The 20,899-nt window shown below is 44.9% G+C and carries 17 protein-coding genes and 4 pseudogenes; 12 read left to right on the forward strand and 9 right to left on the reverse strand.

Translation table 11 applies throughout. From position 1 onward, the window contains the following. Positions 1-437 precede the first annotated feature (437 nt). A complete protein-coding gene (locus tag ACTWJ7_RS08195; RefSeq protein ID WP_443145326.1) occupies positions 438-605 on the reverse strand; it encodes a hypothetical protein in 168 nt (55 codons plus the stop codon). 225 nt (positions 606-830) lie between these two features. After that, on the reverse strand, positions 831-2,135 hold the full coding sequence (locus ACTWJ7_RS08200) for a helix-turn-helix transcriptional regulator (protein ID WP_443145327.1): 1,305 nt from the start codon (positions 2,133-2,135) through the stop codon (positions 831-833). Positions 2,136-3,196: 1,061 nt separating this feature from the next. On the opposite strand from ACTWJ7_RS08200, the gene ACTWJ7_RS08205 reads away from it, so the two are divergent. Both ACTWJ7_RS08205 and ACTWJ7_RS08210 read left to right on the forward strand, forming a co-directional pair. Next, positions 3,197-3,784 (forward strand): sigma-70 family RNA polymerase sigma factor, encoded by a 588-nt coding sequence (locus ACTWJ7_RS08205; RefSeq protein ID WP_301881223.1) that lies wholly within the window; start codon positions 3,197-3,199, stop codon positions 3,782-3,784. Beyond that, entirely contained in the window at positions 3,771-4,532 is a 762-nt protein-coding gene (locus ACTWJ7_RS08210; RefSeq protein WP_301881224.1) for a DUF3600 domain-containing protein, read from the forward strand. The genes ACTWJ7_RS08205 and ACTWJ7_RS08210 overlap by 14 nt, the downstream gene beginning before the upstream one ends. Positions 4,533-4,606: 74 nt before the next feature. Here the strand turns inward: ACTWJ7_RS08210 and ACTWJ7_RS08215 are convergent, their stop codons facing one another. Together ACTWJ7_RS08215 and ACTWJ7_RS08220 are read right to left on the reverse strand one after the other, a co-directional pair. Continuing rightward, the gene (locus ACTWJ7_RS08215; RefSeq protein ID WP_443145328.1) at positions 4,607-4,909 is read right to left on the reverse strand and encodes a helix-turn-helix transcriptional regulator; all 303 of its coding nucleotides are present in this window, start codon (positions 4,907-4,909) and stop codon (positions 4,607-4,609) included. Positions 4,910-5,025: 116 nt separating this feature from the next. Then, positions 5,026-5,532, reverse strand: a pseudogene (locus ACTWJ7_RS08220) (AraC family ligand binding domain-containing protein); the annotation flags it as partial. Positions 5,533-5,583: 51 nt separating this feature from the next. Here ACTWJ7_RS08220 and ACTWJ7_RS08225 point away from each other — a divergent pair. Next, positions 5,584-6,741 carry a Gfo/Idh/MocA family protein gene (locus tag ACTWJ7_RS08225; protein ID WP_301881227.1) on the forward strand — a complete coding sequence of 386 codons (1,158 nt, stop codon included), beginning with the start codon at positions 5,584-5,586 and terminating at the stop codon, positions 6,739-6,741. A gap of 82 nt (positions 6,742-6,823) precedes the next feature. Here the strand turns inward: ACTWJ7_RS08225 and ACTWJ7_RS08230 are convergent, their stop codons facing one another. Next, a complete protein-coding gene (locus ACTWJ7_RS08230; RefSeq protein WP_301881228.1) occupies positions 6,824-7,951 on the reverse strand; it encodes a glycoside hydrolase family 88 protein in 1,128 nt (375 codons plus the stop codon). Between the two features lie 142 nt (positions 7,952-8,093). On the opposite strand from ACTWJ7_RS08230, the gene ACTWJ7_RS08235 reads away from it, so the two are divergent. Further along, positions 8,094-8,966, forward strand: coding sequence for a helix-turn-helix domain-containing protein (locus tag ACTWJ7_RS08235; RefSeq protein WP_179132773.1), 873 nt, complete (start codon positions 8,094-8,096; stop codon positions 8,964-8,966). Between the two features lie 48 nt (positions 8,967-9,014). Here ACTWJ7_RS08235 and ACTWJ7_RS08240 read toward each other — a convergent pair whose 3' ends face one another. Then, complete coding sequence (locus ACTWJ7_RS08240; protein WP_024632671.1) at positions 9,015-9,335, reverse strand: winged helix-turn-helix transcriptional regulator; 321 nt, start codon at positions 9,333-9,335, stop codon at positions 9,015-9,017. A gap of 415 nt (positions 9,336-9,750) precedes the next feature. Here ACTWJ7_RS08240 and zwf point away from each other — a divergent pair, with 415 nt between their 5' ends. The 4 genes from zwf (at position 9,751) to yunB (ending at position 14,314) form a co-directional block, all read left to right on the forward strand. Beyond that, positions 9,751-11,205, forward strand: coding sequence for a glucose-6-phosphate dehydrogenase (zwf, locus tag ACTWJ7_RS08245; protein WP_285078490.1), 1,455 nt, complete (start codon positions 9,751-9,753; stop codon positions 11,203-11,205). A 401-nt stretch (positions 11,206-11,606) separates the two neighbouring features. Next, the gene (gnd, locus tag ACTWJ7_RS08250; RefSeq protein WP_301881233.1) at positions 11,607-12,500 is read left to right on the forward strand and encodes a phosphogluconate dehydrogenase (NAD(+)-dependent, decarboxylating); all 894 of its coding nucleotides are present in this window, start codon (positions 11,607-11,609) and stop codon (positions 12,498-12,500) included. 87 nt (positions 12,501-12,587) lie between these two features. Then, entirely contained in the window at positions 12,588-13,232 is a 645-nt protein-coding gene (fsa, locus tag ACTWJ7_RS08255) for a fructose-6-phosphate aldolase (protein WP_024632668.1), read from the forward strand. A gap of 206 nt (positions 13,233-13,438) precedes the next feature. Next, positions 13,439-14,314, forward strand: a complete 876-nt coding sequence (yunB, locus tag ACTWJ7_RS08260; RefSeq protein WP_301881234.1) for a sporulation protein YunB — start codon at positions 13,439-13,441, stop codon at positions 14,312-14,314. Positions 14,315-14,428: 114 nt separating this feature from the next. Here yunB and ACTWJ7_RS08265 read toward each other — a convergent pair whose 3' ends face one another. Further along, positions 14,429-15,448: a M23 family metallopeptidase gene (locus ACTWJ7_RS08265; RefSeq protein ID WP_443146352.1), complete on the reverse strand. Its 1,020-nt coding sequence runs from the start codon at positions 15,446-15,448 to the stop codon at positions 14,429-14,431. A gap of 253 nt (positions 15,449-15,701) precedes the next feature. Between ACTWJ7_RS08265 and lipA the strand changes: the two genes are divergently transcribed. Together lipA and ACTWJ7_RS08275 are read left to right on the forward strand one after the other, a co-directional pair. Continuing rightward, positions 15,702-16,601: a lipoyl synthase gene (gene lipA, locus ACTWJ7_RS08270; protein ID WP_024634402.1), complete on the forward strand. Its 900-nt coding sequence runs from the start codon at positions 15,702-15,704 to the stop codon at positions 16,599-16,601. A 14-nt stretch (positions 16,602-16,615) separates the two neighbouring features. Further along, the gene (locus ACTWJ7_RS08275; protein ID WP_236642253.1) at positions 16,616-16,999 is read left to right on the forward strand and encodes a YutD family protein; all 384 of its coding nucleotides are present in this window, start codon (positions 16,616-16,618) and stop codon (positions 16,997-16,999) included. A gap of 28 nt (positions 17,000-17,027) precedes the next feature. Here ACTWJ7_RS08275 and ACTWJ7_RS08280 read toward each other — a convergent pair. After that, a pseudogene (locus ACTWJ7_RS08280) lies at positions 17,028-17,830 on the reverse strand (NAD kinase). 104 nt (positions 17,831-17,934) lie between these two features. Beyond that, positions 17,935-19,187, reverse strand: a pseudogene (gene ylbJ / locus ACTWJ7_RS08285) (sporulation integral membrane protein YlbJ). A 560-nt stretch (positions 19,188-19,747) separates the two neighbouring features. Between ylbJ and ACTWJ7_RS08290 the strand changes: the two are divergent. Then, positions 19,748-20,125 (forward strand): globin domain-containing protein, encoded by a 378-nt coding sequence (locus ACTWJ7_RS08290; protein ID WP_024634405.1) that lies wholly within the window; start codon positions 19,748-19,750, stop codon positions 20,123-20,125. 36 nt (positions 20,126-20,161) lie between these two features. Beyond that, positions 20,162-20,892 (forward strand): annotated as a pseudogene (locus ACTWJ7_RS08295) (DUF2225 domain-containing protein). Positions 20,893-20,899 lie beyond the last annotated feature (7 nt).

Below are 20,899 nucleotides of genomic sequence, written 5' to 3' on the forward strand. Positions count from 1 at the left end.
ATACGGGACACGAACGTTGTTACCCGTAAACAAAAAGAGACTGGTTATTCCTCCTTATGATAAAGAAGGATAATTTTTGAATGCAGTCCTTCAAGGTAGAAGGGCAAGGAACTGAAATCTGGTTTGGTCGGAGAATCCTTATTTCGTGCTGAAATCACAACGTTTTGATTTCTCTTGCTTCCTCTTTTGAATAAATAAAAGGGAATGTTTTCCATTTGTGTTTTTTTCACTCTGGGGCATGAAGAGATCATTCCCTTTCGTGAAATGAGGCGTTTAGGTCATCAAATTAGAAGAAATCATTTCCTGTGCCTTTTAATGAAGTCTCATCCCGTTTAGGCGTTTTGTCTGTAATCAATATTTCATTTTAGATCGATTAATAGATTGATTCCTCATACCATTAATTATGAATCTTGCATACTGCTTAGGAATGATAATCGTCAGTTATCAGCAGGAAAACTTGCAAAATGATCAAATGTCTCACGAACAACAATAACTTTTTTATAGTGCGCTTCATTGTCGCTAAATACCTCTTCGCCTACTTTATTAGAGGAAAGCTCATTGTGAGGAAACGTTGTTACTTTATGAACTTGATCGACGCTGAACATCTATTGATTTGCTCCTCTAAGTTAAAGAGCTTGTCTACATAAAGGAATGGAACATACGTGCGCTTAGAGAGATGAGGATGCCGAGCGTTAGTCAGGAATTGGTCCCCGATTCTCACTCGGCTCGCTAAAAGGTAATTAGACTCTGAGCTAAATTAGATTGCCGATTACATTTTTGAGAGTTAGCTAATTTGATATGGGGTCTGGGTGATTCCTAACCTCTTTCGGTTATTCAAATTCATATTGTGTTTTGACATCAAGTTTCAAGTCTTTGAGAACCTGTTCCGCAGATTGATAAATGTAATTCTGGTCAAGTTTCTCGATCAAGTTTATGCGAATGTCATCGTCATCAAAACCAAACACCGATATTACTTGGAAGCCAGAGGCTCCCGTACGTTTAGCTGTTTCGTAGTCGGGATGTATGGTAATTCGATAGATATCAGAATCAAACTCCTCCTCCTCAAAGTCTTCATCGTCATCACCCAGTAAGAAGGAGTATTCATCTTCCTCTAATGATTCTGAAAATGATTTGAAATCTTTTTGAAGCACCCAATTACCAAACTCTGTAAGTACAATCTGAGTAGAGTCAGTTAGTATTTCCTCGATTAATTCTAAGAGGATCTCAGTATACAATGCGGAATTTTGTCTTGATTTTTTTAGAAAACGTAAATTGAGATGCCCGTGGTTGTTCGCAAGGTCGTATAGTCCCTCAATGTGCTTAACATGTTCCTCGTTATGTTCTCCTGCGGCTAACTTGTACAAATAAATTCTGTTTGAGATAGGAAACACATAGTTTTCTGGATGTTTCGGATTGCTTCTCATAGCATTTAATATGTCCATGTTGTCAATCCGATTGTAATGCTTATACCGCTTTCTTTCCATATCTGTGGGATCACTATAGTTTGAAATCCCGAATTCCTTAAATGATTCATGATGGCGGTAGGAAGCTTGAATATCTTCGGTAAGAAAATGAATTTGCATGGCACGCACATAGTTTTCACGATAAGTGTAGAGATTCGAAAAATTGATGAAATCCTCGATAAGCGGTTTGAGATAGTAGCGGCTTATGTCTTCTAATTCATCAATATTGGAAACTATCATTGAAGAGGTTTTTACAAGTTGATTCCATAGATTAATAATGTACGAGTAATACTTTTTTGTGAGCTTCGTTTCATCTTGAATAACCTCGGATATTTTTTTCGTTAAACCAGCATCTTTTATTCGATGAATTTCGCGAATAAGTCTGTTTACTTTGTAATGCATTGATAATTCCCTCCACCCTTTCTGTTTTTGGTCAATATGTAGAAAATATTCAATAAAAGGGGCGATAGCGGTGTTACCATTTAACGCCAGAGTTTTCAGGTGAGAAAGTATTGTACTGTAATACGTTGGTGTTAGTGTTGTTTTTAAATTTTCGATATTGTTAATAGTTTGCCTGGTTACTCCTAATACATTGGCTAATTCTTGTTGCTCAATTTCAGCAACCATCCGAATTTTTTTTAAGTTTTGTTGAAAGATTAGAAGTTTAGTCATGTTTCACCCGTCCTTTCGATTTGATGATACCACTTCGTTTTACCTGAGTCAAAAGATAATTTTACATGTGTAAAAAAGAAATTTTCTGAAGAAGTGTTTTTATATTAGATAAAGGGTAGTTTATCGTGTTGCAAGGTGAATGTTAATAAATGGATTGAGGAAAGACAGGTACTTTTAGTCAGCGAAAACGAAGTAAAGAAAAAAGTAAAAACGTATAAGAAAGGTATCCGAGTATTCAAGAACCAAAGGAATTATGCTCTTGTTGACGATTGAATCACAATTAAGTGCATTTTCTATTTTCAAAGATTCCTATACTTACCTTCAAATTATCTCTGAAGAAAGAAAAGTCTCAAAATCGCTAAGATGCTGAAATCAAAACCACTTTGTAACTTCCTTTTAACTAACTAATAATTCCTGTCTAATTTTATTTTTACTGTCCCTAACTAAAATTAACTGTCCCCAAACCACCAAAGACTGGAATCTGGTTGTCCCAACCATTTCTCCAGTCTTTTTCTCATCCCTGAGACCATCACAGCAGGGATTTCCCATCCAAATCCCGAATAGATAATCTATCAGAACCCAGTCTCCTCAAGCTTTTGGCTAAGCGCGGATGGTTTTACTCAGGCATTTCCCATGCTCTTCCGCAGGCGTTTTAAATGCCGATCTTTGTTTTTCTCAGGCACTTCTCTATCCCTTCAGGGACACGAATTATTAGTTGTTTTCGTTCACAATTGAACCAGTTTCTTTCCAGTTTTCAGGTCTTTTTCTCAGCGTTTTTGGGACAGTTATTTTTATCTCGGAAATGGCGGTGAAGCCTTGTGGGGTAAGGGATTGGGGGATTTGGAGGTGGGGACAGTTATTTTTAGTTTTCTACAGGATGGTTTAGCCCATGAATAATTTACTTCAATATCGTATAAGTGAAAGATATAAGCTTATTCCAACTCGAACGATGAGTGAGGAATAGGCTTTTTTTGCTTGGTCATGGAAAGTTGAAATAAATAAATCGAACGATATGGAGCTGGTATGCCAATATTATAGTGTAAGGAGGAAGGGGATGGATAATGAGTGAGGCGGAAAAGTACATAAAACTTGTGGATTTAACCCGGGCTGGGGACTATGAAGCTTATGGCGAGTTATATGAGCTGACGGTGATGGATGTGTATCGAACTGTTCGTTTTCTGATTCGTGACCCTTCTGAAGCTGAAGACTTGGTACAGGAAATCTATATTCAGGCATACAGGTCATTAGAGCGTTACGATTCGGAGAGAGCGTTTCGTCCATGGTTAATGGGTGTGACGATGCGGCAGGTCCGAAGTTACCGGCGTAGACGATTGACGCAGTTTCGTTTTAACAAGCGGATGGAGAAGTCTGATACGGGGCTGGAGTATGATTTTTCCGGTGAATTAATCAACAAACTCGCAAATCGTCCTCTGCTCGAACAGGTGCACCGATTGCCGTACAAGCTGCAGCAGGCCATCACTCTTCACTATTTGAACGAGTACACACAAGAGGAGATTTCATGCATATTGGGAATTCCACTAGGAACGGTGAAATCACGTATTCATGCGGCATTAACCAAGCTGAGGCAGAATCAGAAGTTAAATCCGGGTATTCGGGGAAAGGTGGAGGAACTGCATGAATCTAGATGAACAGTTGCGAGCATCCTTCCAGGAAGACACGAAAGATTGGAACATTCCTGAGAGAACAAAACATAAAGTCATGAATGCGATTCGAAGTGAATCACGTCTCAAAAACCATCGAAAAAAATGGCTAGTTACTATGCTGCTGGCTGCTGTACTCATCATTCCTACGGGAGCTTATGCGGGGTATACCTTTCTTGTTGACGGAATGTATGGTTCACAGCAGAATATATCAGCGGTGGGTGGAACATCAGAGGATTATATGAGACTGGAAGCAAAGCTGCAGACAGCCAAGGCATATTTAAGCGCAGAGGAATTCAATCAATTTATGGGTCTGATGAAGCAAATGGGGCAAATGGCTTTGAAGTATGCGGATCAAAAAGGTGAGCTGCACCCCGAGCAATGGAGTGTCACAGAACAGATGGAGTTTAAACGTCTTACTGCAGAACTGGAACCTTTTTTCGAAAAGTTGGAAGCAGCAAGTGTAGACTCTCCAAAAGAACCTTTAGCCCAAGAGCAATTTTGGGAGGAACAGTTAGCAATGGCAGAGACGAAGTTTTCCAAGGAGCAGTTTACCGAGTTCAAGCTGTTGTATGAACAGATGAAGCAATATGAAGCCATGGTGATGGATCAGGATGGAAGCATTCATGAAGATCGGTTGTCTGCAAAGCAGAAGGAAGAACTGCAGCAGGTACGCGAGCAGATTTATCCCTTCTTGGAGAAGTTGGGACTGGATGTACGCCAGCCGGGCGAGTAACTTAACAATGTTAAGGAAGCGGAGGAGCGAAGGAAGCCATTCCTTTTGCTCCTTTCGTTTTGTAGGATATCTTCTTATCTGCTCTGCACATTAAGTCGATACTGATGCGGCGTGGTGCCTGTTGCATTGCGGAAAACTTTGCAAAAGTAAGATGGGCTGGACATACCTACACGGTGGCCTATTTCCGGAACAGTATGTGTGGTGCTCGTGAGTAACACGCAAGCATGCCGAATACGGGTGGCCTGAGCGTAAGCAACGATGGTGGTACCGGTAGCTTTTTTAAATATATGGGACAGATGATAAGGCGAGAGATGCAGAGTGTCTGCGATATCTTCCAGACGAAAAGCTTCATTGAAATGCTCTTCAATCCACTGCATGACAGCTTCGGCATGAGGATGCAGAACGGGAGGACTTTTGGGAGCGTATTAGAGCTGGGATACTGCCTGTCTTTCCAAAGGTAGCGAAGCTGTGCGAGCAGTGCAAGTAAAAAGAGTCGTGTATCTTCTTCCGCTTCATGTGGAAGCAACGTAGGCAGAATATCGGCAAATTGCTCAATCATCTGAACTAGCGGGGATGAAGCGGCAAGACGGATCGGTTGAAGCGGAGAAGTTTGCCCGAGAAGGTCCATTGTAAAACGATTGGAAACGGCAAATTGCCGAGAGTGGGGATTCAGCAGGTGCGGCTCATACATTAGTACGCTGCGAATAAAGGGATGCTCTTTCGTGACTTGAATCAGAATCTGATGCAGTTGAAATGGACGGAAAATCACCAGTGTACCCGGTTCGAGGTGGAATGCCTGTCCCTCTGTTATCAACTGTCCATATCCATCATGAATATACGTGATCTCTATCTGTGAATGAGCGTGAAAAACCTCTCGAAATGCAGTCGTGGAGGTACGACGGTATGCCAAATTAAATTGATCTTCGGTGATGATGGGCATTAGGAATGCCTCCTCTTCAAGAGCGCAATATAGTTTTATTTTATCACAAGATGAACGCATAAAAGCGCTTTATTATTGTGTATTGTGAAGGGAAAAGGGAGGTATGCATCGATGTTGAAAGTGGCCATTATTGGAGCAGGCGCAATCAGTACAGCGCATATTACAGCGTATTTGGCATTTCCTGAACGATGCCAGATCGTAGCTGTAGTGGATATGTACGCGGAAAAAGCACAGAAGCGAATTAACGATTATGGATTGGAGGGGGCACAAGCTGTTACCGATTACCATGAATTACTGGATCAAAACATTGATTTGGTCTCGATCTGTACCCCTCCGTACACACATGCACCGATCACATGTGATTTTCTTCATGGTGGTACGCATGTGTTGGTCGAAAAACCCATGGCCTCTTCCCTACAAGAAGCGGATATGATGCTGGAAGCGGCACAAGAGAGTGGTAAGTTGCTGTCAGTTGTGGCGCAGAATCGTTTTACGACACCGATGATGAAACTCAAAGATGTGCTGGATAGCAAACTTATGGGTCCCATTGTCCACGTACAGGTCGATTCGTTCTGGTGGCGAGGCCATAGTTATTATGATCTGTGGTGGCGTGGTACATGGGAAAAAGAAGGCGGCGGTTGTACACTTAATCATGCGGTCCATCATATTGATGCCATGCTTTGGATGATGGGTCCCCCTGTGGAATTGCAGGCCATGATGGCGAATACGTCACATGATAATGCCGAAGTAGAGGATATTTCCATGGCGATGCTTCGTTTCCAAGAAGGAGCACTTGGTATGATTACCAGCTCCGTGGTACACCACGGAGAGGAACAGCAGTTGATTTTTCAGGGCAAAGAAGCAATGGTATCTGCACCTTGGAAGGTCATTGCTTCAACGGCTCGGAGTAACGGATTTCCGGAATCGAATACAGAACTGGAACAACAAATTCAGAAACTCGCTGACGAATTACCTGATGTTATTCATGCAGGACATGCCGGGCAAGTGGAGAATGTGCTAGACGCGATTGTGACTGGATCACCCCTTTTGGTGGATGGACAAAGTGGTCGAAATACGCTGGAGTTGATCGTAGGGATATATAAATCGTCCAGTACTGGAGAGAAGGTAACTTTCCCTTTGAAGGTGGAGGATGCTTTTTATACAAGGGAAGGGATGATGCAACATGCGGTGCACTTTTATGAAAAAAAGAAGGCGGTGGAGAACTTCGAGGATTTGAGTATTACCCTGGGGGGCAAGTTCGAGTCTTAGTTGTATAACATCAAATGAGGCCAGATCCACAGATATTGTGAGATCTGGACTCATTTGATGGAATTCTACTCACAAAACAAAATCAATACACCCGATTTTTCCATCCATTCAACTTCGCGATGGCTTCCAGATAATAATAATCTCCATAGATCAGGGAAACATCGATGAAGGAATTGCCGCTGCCTGTGGCGTGCAGCAAAATCGATTCATGCTCTGGCTGATCCCAGACCGCATAGTTCTCTGTTAAGGAGCGCAGAATTCGTTCGGCTGCATCTGCGTAGAGGCGTTTTTCGCCTTCAGGAACGACGGCGGCCAGCTCCAGCAGACCGGATGCGGCGATTGCTGCGGCAGAGCTGTCCCGGGATTGACCATCCAGAGAAGGAAGTCTGAAATCCCAGTAAGGTACATGATCCTCTGGCAGCGCAGCAATAAAGTAATGTGCAATCCGTTTCGCTGTGTTCAGGAAACGCTCATCCTGGGTATAACGATACGTATTAGCGAATCCATATAACCCCCATGAGGTACCACGACTCCAAGAGGATTCAGGAGCATATCCCTGTCCGCCAAAACATTCAATATAACGACCATCCTCCGGGTCAAAGGAAAGGATATGTTTGGTTGATCCGTCTTCACGAACACCATATTGCATCGTCGTCTCTGCATGACTAATGGCAATATGTTTGTAGCGGGGGTCTCCCGTCACTTCTGAAGCCCAGAACAACAAAGAGATATTCATCATGCAATCAATGATTGCCCAGCCATATTTGTCTTCATTCCACGCATGAATGAATTTGCCTGCTGGATTATAGCGTCCTGCAAGGAAATTGGCTGCTTCCAGACCACGTCTACGTGCGTCCTCATCCCCTGTAATTTTGTGTTTGATGACAGCAGTTGAGAGAAACTGGAAACCGACATCATGATGAAGCTCTGCGGTCGGTTTTATAAACCATTGCTCCAACGTTTCATCCCACGACCATGCCGCCTCCCGATAGCTTTCCTCTCCTGTCATATCGTACATAATCCACAGCATACCCGGCCAGAAACCTGAAACCCACCAATCGGTATTGATGTTATCATACTTGCCATCATCGCCGGCAAAATGAGGACATTTATCCCTAATATTATTTTTCAACTCGGGCAATTTGTTTTCCAGCTTCTGCATGACTTCCTGCCAATATGTCGTAGTTACAGTGGATTCTGCCTTGGCCATGAGATAACCTCCTTAGGTTTAATTAGAAAGTAAAGATAACGCTTTCCTATAAGGAGATTATATCTTTTTAAAAACCTTAAAAGTTGTGTTAGGATATGAAGAAATGTTGCTCTGTTGTCATTGTGAAGAAGGGGGAACGAGAGTGTTTGAACGTGTGGAATTCGAAGGGAATACTTTGGTATGGGATTATCAAATTAAATCGGTGAAAGACTTCAAAGGATACTATCATTGGCATCAATGTGGGGAAATCCTCTATGTCCATGAAGGGCAAGGCATTGTGGTTTTGAATAATCATACCTATCCCATTCGTAAAGGCATGCTCTTCTTTTTTCAGCCATATCAGCTGCATCATGTCTATGCCGAGGTTCATCCAGATACTCCGTATGAAAGGAATATTTTCTATGTAGAACCGATTGTAATGGATCGATATTTGGAAGCGTTCCCCCATCGCCGTGCTTTTTTTTCGAGGTTGTGGAAAGGAAGAAATCAACAGCAGGTTTTTGATTTAAGTTCATCTATGGATCAGCTGGATTGGGTATACAGAAGTTATCACCAGTCACGCAGTCGGGTTGGGGGAGAATGGGAGGAATCGGTGCTGTTTTTGCTACAACTATTGAATGTTATGGATCAACAAAATGATGGGGAACAGGCGAGTCAACCACACTTGGTCGAATCACGTCAATTAAGGCATGCGGAGAAGATGATGCATTGGATTGAAGAGCACTACATAGATGAAATCAGACTGGATCATATGGCGAATGATATTCATTTATCCAAGTCTTATGCTTCCCGTATCTTTCAGCAAGAAACAGGAAGCAGTATTACGGACTACGTCACAGCCCGAAGACTCAAGCAGGCTTATCTTCTGCTGGAAACGACAACTCTTCCCGTTGATGAGGTTGGCAGACGGGCTGGATTTCCCAATGGATCTTATTTCATTCAATTATTTCGCAAGTCGGCGGGAACCACTCCGCTACAGTATCGGCAGCATTTTGAACGCAGCAGCAGACATTAAATCACATGAGGGTAACTGCTGATGTTAATAAAAGTTGCGTCAGTAGTGCTACAGCCACTTATCGGCCCATCGTTCCACGGCGCTTAATGCGCGCCCCAGTTCTGTGCCTTTGCGGGACAACATATATTCTGTCCGAACAGGGCGCTCCGTAACCACATGACGCACGACCAGTCCCTCTTCCTCCAGTTCCTTCATCCGTTCATTAAGTACCCGTTTGCTCAGGTCCGGGATATAAGCGTGAATTTCACTGAATCGTTTGGGTTCTTCCATTAATGTATGAATAATGAGGGCTACCCATTTCCGGCCAATGATCTGATAAGACTGTTCCACCTTTTCGCATATTTGCTTGGCATTCTCATCATCGCTCATAATAAGTGCTCCTTTGGTTTAGTTATGCTTATTATAGCATTAGTATACTTATTGTAACCTGAGTGTCCACAAGCCCTATGTGTAAAATGTCACATACCAATTGTTCTTAATGTTACCACATAAAGCGTTAACATTAAATAAAAACCCTATAAACACTGGTGTTCACAGGTTGGACACGATTGTTGACGAATTGTGACGACAGGTGTAATATGGGTAACGTCAATTCAATTGGTTACAATTTATAACCTTGATTAAGGTTGTGGAGAGAAGGAATGTTCCATGTTTAATTCAGGTCGGATACACAAGCGGAGGTAAGGCGGGGAACTCCCCCACTAATTCCGTCTTTTGTCATGCTTGGATTTGAACATTTTGCATCATCATATACTATACTGCACAGATCACAGGAGGCACTCCAATGGACGCAATGACATTTGTCCTCTTCGGGGCAACAGGCGATTTAGCCAAACGCAAGATTTATCCTGCACTATATAATTTGTACATCGATTCAAAAATGCCAAAATCCTTCTCCGTTATCGGTCTTGGACGGCGCGAATTGTCGGATGCTGACTTCCAAGCGAATGTTGAAAAGTCACTGCATACCTTCTCCCGTCAAACACCGGAAGAAGAAGCTCAGGTTCGCGATTTCATTGGAGCTTTCCGTTATTGTTCTTTAAATAATACGAAGCTTGAAGATTACACCAAATTGCTGGAACTGGTTCAGAAGCGTGAACAAGAGCTGAATATTCCCGAAAATCGCATGTTCTACATGTCGGTAGCACCGGAATTCTTTGAGCCCATCGCCCTGAACATTCAAGAAAGCGGCTTGGGTAACACCAAAGGCTGGAAGAAACTCATCATCGAAAAACCATTCGGACACGATCTGCAATCTGCGCGTGAACTGAATGAGAAACTCAGCAATACTTTTGCAGAAGAAGAAATTTACCGTATTGACCATTTCCTTGGTAAACCGATGGTACAAAATATTGAAACTCTTACCTACGCAAATCCGGTCATTCAGGCTTTGTGGTCCAACCGTTACATTGCCAATGTACAGATTACGGCGAGTGAAACGGTTGGCGTGGAAGAACGTGCCGCGTATTACGACCAAAGCGGTGCCCTTCGTGACATGTTCCAAAACCATATGCTTCAATTGCTGATGATGATTGGTTTGCATCTGCCAAAACGCTGCACACCTGAAGAAATTCAATTCAAAAAGCAGAAGATCGCTGAAGCTCTTCGTCCATTGACGAAAGAGAATATCGCATCCGAAGTCGTTCGTGCCCAATATGGAGCAGGCGAACTGCAAGGTACTCCTGTTGTTGGATATTTGGACGAGCCTGGCATTCCAGCTGGTTCTCAGAACGAGACATATGTTGCCGCAAGACTGTGGATCGATGATCCATTCTGGAGCGAAGTTCCAATTTACATTCGTACAGGCAAACGCCTGGCTGAAAAATCGACCAGAATTGTTGTTGAATTCAAGGCTCCACTCAAAACAGGTCATGAATCCGAAAATACAACGGAGCCTAACCTGCTGACGATTGAAATTGGTCCGAAGGAAAGTATCTCGCTTCAATTGAATGCGAAAAACCCACTCAACCAAGGCGAAGTGGAACCAATGCATATGAACTTCAACTCAGGTGAGCGCAACATTCCAGAAGCTTACGAAAACCTGATCTTTGACGCAATGCGTGGCGATTCTACATTCTTCGCTCACTGGAACGAAGTTGAACTGGCTTGGCAGTGGGTACAACCGATCCTGGAAGCATTCCAGGAAGGCAGTGTGCCACTGGATACGTACAGCGCAGGTTCGCAAGGACCTGAGTCAGCAGATCGTCTGATCGCAGAGAACGGCTACCGTTGGTGGTAAGTGAAACGAAAAAGTGAGCATATGAAAAAATAACGTACAATTCGTTTTGCTCGATAATATGCAAATTTTAATAAAGTACACCGTTCCAATTTTGCATAAGTCCTTCCGGTAATACCCGGAAGGCAGCGAAAATTTTTGATATAGATTAGCGGCTCAATCTAAATCAGTTCATAACAATTACGCGCGAGTAGTGAAGGGGACGAAATCGATTCTGAAGAAGCGAAGCGTTCGCCTTTGTCTCTATATTTTAAGAATTAACATTATTAATCAAAAAAAATGGAGACAACAGCGATCGAAAGAACGATTCGTAACCGGAACGGCTGCTGCGCCACATGGTTAAGCACTTATTTTGGAATTGGCCAGATAAAATTAGAAATGTTCATAACAGGAGGAACTTAGCAATGAAACTTGGACTTATTGGATTAGGTAAAATGGGATTGAACTTGGGTAGAAACCTGATTGACCACAAGCATGAAGTGGTTGCTTTTGACCTTAACGCTGAAGCTGTAAATGAAATGAAAGAATACGGCGCAACAGGTGTATCTTCCTATGCAGAAATGGTGGCTTCCCTTGAATCCCCACGTGTATTGTGGATCATGGTTCCCCATAACGTGGTTGACGCTGTACTGGCTGAAGTAAGCCCACTGTTGTCCCAAGGCGACATCATCATTGAAGCGGGTAACTCACACTACAAAGAGTCCATCCGTCGTTACGAAGAAATGAAACCTAAAGGCATTCACTACATGGATGCTGGTACATCCGGTGGTATGGAAGGCGCGCGTAATGGCGCATGTTACATGATCGGTGGCGATCCTGAGGCTTGGGCAGTAGTTGAGCCTGCGTTCAAGGATACTTCCGTTGAAAATGGTTACCTGTATGCTGGTAAAGCAGGTAGCGGTCACTTCCTGAAAATGGTTCACAACGGTATCGAGTACGGTATGATGGCTTCCATTGGTGAAGGCTTCGACGTATTGGAGAAAAGCGGCTTTGATTTCGACTTCGAAAAAGTGGCTCGTGTATGGAACAACGGTTCCGTTATCCGTTCTTGGTTGATGGAATTGACAGAGCGTGCATTCTCCAAAGATGCGAACCTGGATGAAATCAAAGGGGTTATGCATTCTTCCGGTGAAGGACGTTGGACAGTTGAAACAGCATTTGACCTGCAAACTGCTACGCCAGTTATCGCCTTGTCCCTGTTGATGCGTTATCGTTCCCTGGAAACAGACACATTCACAGGTAAAGTTGTCGCAGCATTGCGTAATGAATTCGGCGGCCACGCTGTAGAAAAAAATTAATTCATATATAACTGTTAACATATACGGATAATCGGGTAATGATAAGTATAGCTGTTTACAAAATTCATCAAGTGGAGGGAACATATCATGAAATTTTTCTTGGATACAGGTAATGTTGAAGAAATCAAACGGATCGAACGTCTTGGTCTGGTAGATGGAGTCACCACCAACCCGTCTTTGATTGCCAAAGAAGGTCGCGTATTTAAAGAAGTGATTCAGGAGATCTGTGGCGTTGTGAAAGGCCCGGTCAGTGCTGAAGTGATCGGACTTAAAGCCGAGGATATGTTGAAGGAAGCTTATGAAATTGCTGAGTGGGCACCGAATGTAGTGATTAAACTACCGATGACCGAAGATGGACTCTATGCTTGTCATGAACTGACTCAAAAAGGAATTAAAACGAATGTAACGCTGATCTTCTCTGCAGCACAGGGTCTGATGGCGGCGAAAGCTGGTGCAACGTACATCAGTCCATTTGTTGGCCGTCTGGATGATATTGCGGTGGATGGCATGAAGCTAATTCGAGATCTGCGTCTCATTCTGGATACGTACGATCTGCCTTCCGAAATTATTGCAGCAAGCATTCGTAATATCAAACATGTGGAGGATGCAGCACTTTCCGGTGCGCATATCGCCACTATTCCGGGCTCGCTCCTGCCAACATTGTGGAAACACCCACTGACTGACAGCGGCATTGAGCGCTTCCTCAAAGATTGGGAATCCGTTCCGAAATAATAAAATGTGGACAGTGGCCTGAATTTCTCAGAGCCATATTCCATAAAAAAGCCTTCCGTTTTGCAGACCAAATCTGCTGGCGGAAGGCTTTTTTGGTTGTGCATGATGATATCCGCGTACGAGCAGGTGCTGTCCTTCTTTTCGGAACAACAGTGCATAAGGATAGTATATAGCCTATAGCTCATCCCGCAGGGGAGGGACGCCCGATGATGAGAAGACGATGGCGAAGCCGAAGACGCCGCAAGCCGCCAAGTGGCAGGCGCAAAATGTGGTTGATTATCGTATTGGTAACAGCGTTCTGTTTGATGCAGGGTTTTGCTTATGTCGATAAGAAAATGAAACCGCCCATCATGCATCTGGCCAAGATCAGAGTAAAGCAAATTGCAACGGAAGCGATCAACAAGGCCATTACAGCGCAGGTTTCCGAAGGCAAATCCACCGAAGGACTGATCGACTGGAAAACCGATACGGCTGGGAAAGTGTCCGGATTTATGCTGAATTACGATGAGCATATGCGGATCACCGCTAGTACGATGAACATTGTGCAGTCCACTTTGCAGAACGTGCATATGTTAAAAGAAAAAATTCCGCTGGGGCAGGCGTTGGGTAGTCCGGTACTGGCCTCCTTTGGTCCAAGTATACCGGTTCGTATTGAGCCTCAGGGAGCCGTTAAGGTGGATCTGAACACACGTCAGCAGAATGCGGGAATTAACATGATTCTGGTGGAAGTGTACATTCACATCATTGCCGAAGTAGCGGTGGTGGTGCCCTTTGACATGGAACCTGAGACCGTTGATACGGAAATTCCGATATCCTACCTGCTGGTAGTAGGCGATGTGCCAATGTACTACTACGATAATCAGGGCAAGCCGGTGGGCAGCAACGGCAGCAATGCACCCGCTATAGCACTGCCATCAGGTCAGACGGGTGTGTCCAGTGGTCATGGAGGGACGCCTAATTCAACCTCTCCCAATCAACAGCAGGCTCCAGCAAACGGTCTGAACGGAAATGGACTGGAGGTTGAGCCGGATTTGTCAGATCCAAATGCGGGATTGCAGCTTGACGTGGATGTGAACCACTAATGAATCAAAGGCAAATATTGAATAAAAAACGGGGCCTCTATAATGGAGGTCCCGCTTTTCATTAAACATCATTTATTGTGAAATATGCAGTTTCATCATTTATCCAGATTTAGCTCATTGGTTTTTGTCTTTCTTCTGTTTACGTTCTTCCTGCTCCCAGTGCCTCAGATGCGGATAGGGGTCGAATGACCATTCGTGTAACCCACTGTCCCGATAGATGCCATAATGCAAATGAGGAGGGAACTTGCCCTGGGTACCCGGTTTTCCATACCCTGAGCTGCCTACCCAGCCCAAAATCTGACCAGGGGTAACCACTTCGCCGATATGAGCGTTTTTATCAAAACCCGATAAATGAGCGTAATAGTGGTAATGGTTGTTCAAATCACGAATGCCGATACGCCAGCCGCCAAACGGATTCCAGCCTTTGATTTCCACAACGCCGTAACAGGTGCTGCGCACAGGCAGTCCATGTGGTGCAAAAATATCCGTGCCTTCATGAATACGGTACCCGCCCCAGCTGCGTTTGGTGCCCCAAGTGCTGCGATACGAATAGTTGGTTCCGAGCGGGACGGGAAAGGCGTGTCCAAACAGATTGAGGCTGTCAAAATGCTCATATAATTTCGCGAATTGCTGAATGCGCTGCACAGCTCTGGAGTTATGATAATATTCCCACAGAGCGATGTTGAAGTCCTCCGGCTTGGTCCCATAATTCTGAATAATGGAGGCCATGCTGTAAAGTACATCCAGATCGTTATTGGCATCTGCTACACCGTCACCGGAACCGTCACGACCATACCCATTAAAAAAGACAATTGAACCCGGATGTTGATCCGTCTCGTCAGGATTTAGCCAGCCTCTCCAGGCTGGGGAGGTCATGAATATGCCAGTCAGCCTTTCCGGGTGTTTACGATCCTTCGGATGTGCACGCGAGATCGTTCGTTCATATTGATCGATTGCCGCGAGCCTGTACCAGGGAATGTGGGTCATCTGACCAATGCTTTCATACAGATGTCGGCGCGCAGCGAAAATGTCCTCTGGTTTCTGCTCTACAGCCTGAGGTTTGGAATCAGCGGCGGTGGGTTCACCGTAAACATCAACAGGCAAGAATGGGAGAAGCAGTGTGCCTGCAAGCAATGTTTTGATCCAAAAGGAATAAGTTAACCGCGATGTAAAGCCATCTTGCACAGGGAAGCAGCCCCCTTTCCATTGAGATGATGCACATGGTGCCCGATGAACCAAGCTATAACCTAGCGTTCTTCAAAAGTCTTCATTTTATCCATGTAAGACATGAATGCACAAGATGTGACAAATGGGGTTTTTCCAACGCTTTCATGGTATAATATGTTCCGAGCAACAGCCTAACTTCAGTAGAAAGAAGGTTTATGCATTGGCTAAACGTGTTAAAGAACCGAAACCGGACTGGATTCGGATCAAATTGACAACCGGCGATAACTATCAGGAAATGAAAACGATGATGCGTTCCAAAACGCTGCATACAGTATGTGAGGAAGCACGGTGCCCGAATATTTACGAATGTTGGGCCAATCGGACGGCTACATTTATGATTTTGGGCGACATTTGCACACGGGCATGCCGTTTTTGCGCGGTGAATACCGGCTTGCCAACGGAACTTGATCTGCAGGAACCAGAACGCGTGGCAGAAGCAGCAGAACAGATGAATCTTCAGCACTGCGTAATTACGAGTGTAGCGCGTGACGACCTGAAGGATGGAGGAGCAACGATTTTTGCAGAGACGGTAAAGGCGGTTCGTCGTCGTTTGCCTTTATGCAGCGTAGAAGTGCTGATTCCGGACTTTTTGGGTGATCGGGATTCCTTGCAGATCGTGATGGATGCCAAACCGGACATCTTGAACCATAACATCGAGACAGTAGAGCGGCTATCGGACAAAGTCCGTGCCAAGGCGAAATACAAGCGTTCACTCGAACTGCTTGCTCGTGCCAAGGAAATGCAGCCAAATATCCCAACGAAATCGAGCATCATGCTTGGTGTAGGTGAGGAATATCATGAAATTTTGCAAACGATGGATGATCTGCGTGCTGTGGATTGTGATATTATGACGATTGGTCAATACTTGCAGCCATCAGAGAAGCATCTGTTTGTGGAGAAGTATTATCCGCCAGAAGAGTTCGCGGCATTGAAGCAGGAAGGACTGAAGCGAGGATTCAGCCACGTCGAATCCGGACCTATGGTCCGCAGCTCCTACCACGCCCATGAACAAGTGAAATCCGCTGCGAAAAATACGGAAAAATCAGCATCTCACGCATGATGGAGGAGACAGGTTTGGAAGAAGAAAAAAGTTCAGAACAGATTCAGGAATCGGTTCAGGAGCCTGTACAGGACAAACCCCAAGAACCGGTTATTGTTCAAATCGGCGGAAAGAATTATGAAATTGTGCAGAACCACAAAGACGGCTGGAATCCTGAAGTCTTCCGTGACCGTTACAGCGAAGTGCTGGAGCGGTACGATTACATTATTGGGGACTGGGGTTACAGCCAGCTGCGGTTGAAAGGTTTTTACCGGGACAACCATCCTAAAGCAACGAAGGATTCCACGATCTCCAGCATGGTGGACTATATCAATGAATATTGCAACTTTGGCTGTGCGTACTTTGTACTTCAGAAGAGCAAAGATCAGCCTCAAGCCAAAGCAAAAAGCGGTTCCTGAAAAGGACCGCTTTTTCTTTTGCATATGATTAGTCCAAAAAAGCTGTACGAACCCTGTTCCAAAACGGATAGGGACGGAAACGGGCAAAGCTGACCTTATGGCGGGCCACCTGACAGCGTACCGATATGAGATCTTCCACCATAACGTTTACGTGGTCAATGGTAAGCAATAACCGCTGATCCTTGCGTGAGAAGATATCACAGTGATGGTGCTTGGGCAAAATAACCGGTGAACCCAGCGTCCGATAGACGCGGTTATTGATTGAAGCGATCTCGGCGATTTGAATAGCCTCGATCGTGGGATGCACCATGGCGCCGCCAAGCGCCTTGTTGTATGCCGTACTGCCCGAAGGTGTAGATACACAAATTCCGTCTCCCGGAACATCTCAAACGTAACGTCGTTAATGTCGACCTGCGCGACGACTGTACCGTCTACACCTTTTAACGTAAATTCGTTCAGTGCGATATAAGAGGTGTTGCCCGACTTTTTACGAATCTCAAGCTCCAGCAGCGGATACTCCACAATTCGGGGTTTGAGTCGTTCGGGGTCTCCTTTACCACTCATCAATCGAACCAATTCACGCAATTCTTCCTTCTTCCAATCGGCATAAAAGCCGAGATGGCCTGTATGAACCCCAACAAAAGCAATGTCCGGGATGCGGTCGATGAAATTGTGAAATGCTTGCAGCATCGTACCATCGCCTCCGATGGAGATGACAATCTCCGGCGATTCTGCATCCAGCTTAAACCCTTCCTCTTTGGCCAGCGCATGAAACTGCTGACTGAGATCAATCGATAACTGGTCTCCGCGGTCTTGAACATAGTATCTCAAGATGAAAGCTCCTTTGTGGTCATTATACTACCGATGATAATCAATTCCAGAGAAGAACACAATGTCGGATTGATATTCATTTGAATATAAACGCACTGGAAGGCTCATTTTTTCATACGTCGGGGTAAGAAAAAGGGACTCATCAGAGAAAGCATCAGCAGTAAAAGGATTATGCCTCCCCATACAGCCGCCCCTGAAAACAGGATCTGTCCCCAGTCTGGTGTATACAAAGATAATTCCGGCATGACACCGGTTTGGAACAAAACAGGCGATTCCAAATCACCCATCATCGGTATCCATAGCAAAAGTACAAGTATGGGTGCAATCAGAGCATGGATGGCTCTGGCAAACAGAAAGGGTCCATATCTCATTGGAGTGCTGCTCAGGACACTCATAATTTGGGCATGAACGGATAATCCTCCCCAGGAAAGGACGAAGGCAGCAGCAGCAGCTTTATACACGAGTGGAATGGATATGCCGGCCCCCCCTGCTTCTTTGGCTCCCAAAGTGACTTCGAATAATCCGCCTACAAGGCTATGGGATAAGGCTGGGGGAAATCCCGTATATAGAAGCAATTGTTCCGTAATCGCATATAATCCGCCGAGCCATCCGGTTTGCACGAGTAACTCCATCATGACGGAGAAGAATACAACTAACCCTCCTACGATAATAATAAGGCGAAGGGATGAGGAGATGGCTTGGCGCAACAATTCACCAAATGCCCGTCCATCCGCCTTTCTTGCCTCGTGCATTGCATAAATGGCTCGGATCAGCCTGTTTCTGTGAACCTCTTTGGAGGCGGAGGGAGAATCGATAATTGACGGTTGTTCCTTAACAGAGTCGCCGCCATGGAACCGCATAAGCAGGCCCACAAGAAAAGCAGCACCATAATGCGATGTGACCAGTATTGGAGCGATAGCAACATTATGAAAAAACCGACCGATACGGCTCCAATCATGAAAATGGGATCGGATGATGTGGTGAAGGCAACGAGGCGTTCACCTTCTTCCCGAGTAACCAATTTTTGCTCCCACAATTGTGCGGTCAATTTGGCTCCAGTGGGATAACCGGAAGCACAGCTGACGGCAAACACAAAGCCGCCGCTCCCGGGAACACGAAATAGCGGACGCATAAGTGGATTTAAGAGGGTACCCAAAAAATGAACAATGCCGAATCCGAGGAGCAGCTCGGATAGCACCAGAAAGGGAAAAAGGGAGGGGAAAAGTACGTCCCACCAAATGGATAGTCCACGAACACCTGCATGCCAGGTTTCCGCCGGAAACAGCACCATCAGCACACACAGGATCAGGAGAGCTAGTGGGATCAGGACATGGGTGATTCGTTGTGAAGCGGCCATGAATTCTTCTCCTTTATTTTTGGAATGGTCAGTGTGCAGCAGAGCGTTCGTGCTTTTGCCATCAATATATGAGACAAAGCGGACAAACAGTACAAATTAATGTTTAGAAAGCGCTTGCAAAAGTGGCTGTGTTTTTAAGAGATGTATGCTAAAATAATAAAAACGCCTGAACGTCACCTCATATGTTCTAGAAGGTGGAATTAAATCGGATGGAGTGATGATTATGAGTCTTGTCACCGGAATCCTGGTTTGTGCTTTTGTTTATGTTATACGTGCCTCGCTTGTGCGCTCTGAAGAAGAGGACTGGCGAAGTTATTAATGAAATATCTGGTGCGCCAAACCTCACGTTTGGCGCTTTTTTTGTGCCTTCAGTACGAGATAGACCTGTACGAGTCATGGCTATGTGGAACCATAACCCTTTCATGTTATATAGGACTTTTGGGATTTTTTTGATAGAATGAAGATAAAGGCGTTCTTGGCCTTGTTCTTGAATCTCCTTTCATAATTAAGCATGGGAGTGTAATATATGTCAAAATTCGACACTGAAAGGAGGGGAAACAATGAATCCTAGTTTGAGCATCTACGACAATCTCGGTGGGGAGGCAGGCGTTCGCGCACTGGTTGAAGCTTTTTATCCGATTGTTCAGCAGAATGAGAAGCTGGCACCTCTTTTTCCAGAGAATATTCAGCCGGTAATCGACAAGCAATACATGTTTTTGTCTCAGTTCTTCGGTGGACCAGCATTATTTTCCGAGGCTTTTGGTCATCCAATGATGCGTGCCCGCCATATGCATTTTGAAGTGACGGTTGAACGGGCAGAAGCTTGGCTCGCATGTATGGATCAAGCGTTGACACAGGTCGGTGTGGAAGAACCGTTGCATTCTTTCGTCCTGCAGCGATTGTCGGGGCCAGCACATCATTTTGTGAATACACCTTAGTTCCGATTACACGCATATGGGAGAGGGATGGACGGAGTGGAATTAGAGCCCCTGTATAAGGTAAAGGTGAAATGTCATTATTGCGAGACCGAGTATGACACCTCACGCGTAAGACCAAGCTTGAAACGGCCATACCGGACGGATTCCGATTTTTGTGCTTACTACAAGCGGGAGAATCCGGATTTCTATGTTGTACGAATCTGTCCGACTTGTGGATTCGCTTCGACGGAGAATTCGACAGAACAATTAAACGATAAACAGCGCAAGGATTTTAAGGAGCAAATCGGCAATCGCTGGGTGAAACGAGACTATAGCGGTGCGCGGACACTTGAACAGGCGATGGATTCATACAAGCTTGGATTGTTGTGTGCTCAGGTTATTCAGGAGAAAGATCGTGTCGTTGCGGGTCTGCTGCATCATATTGCCTGGCTTTATCGGTATATGGAGGATCATACCCAGGAAAACCGCTTTCTCGAATTTAGCCTGGATGCTTACGTAAAGGTTTTTGAACGGGAAGGCACTGGCGGTAATGAAGCCAAGCTGTTGTATCTGCTGGGGGAGTTGAATCGCAGGGTAGGTCGTTTCCATGAGGCTGTAAATGGTTCGGCCGAGTCATTCATGACAAGCGCATTACCGATGCTGCCATGATTCGTTCTTCACGGGAGCAGTGGGCATTGCTGCGGGAACAGATGATTTCGGGCAAAATGGAGCTGCCAGCTGAAATGATTGAAGCAGACAAAGAGGCTACGAAACGTAGCCCCATTTGATAAGTGA

The organism is Paenibacillus sp. 1A_MP2 (assembly GCF_052244825.1).
Taxonomy (GTDB): domain Bacteria; phylum Bacillota; class Bacilli; order Paenibacillales; family Paenibacillaceae; genus Paenibacillus; species Paenibacillus vandeheii.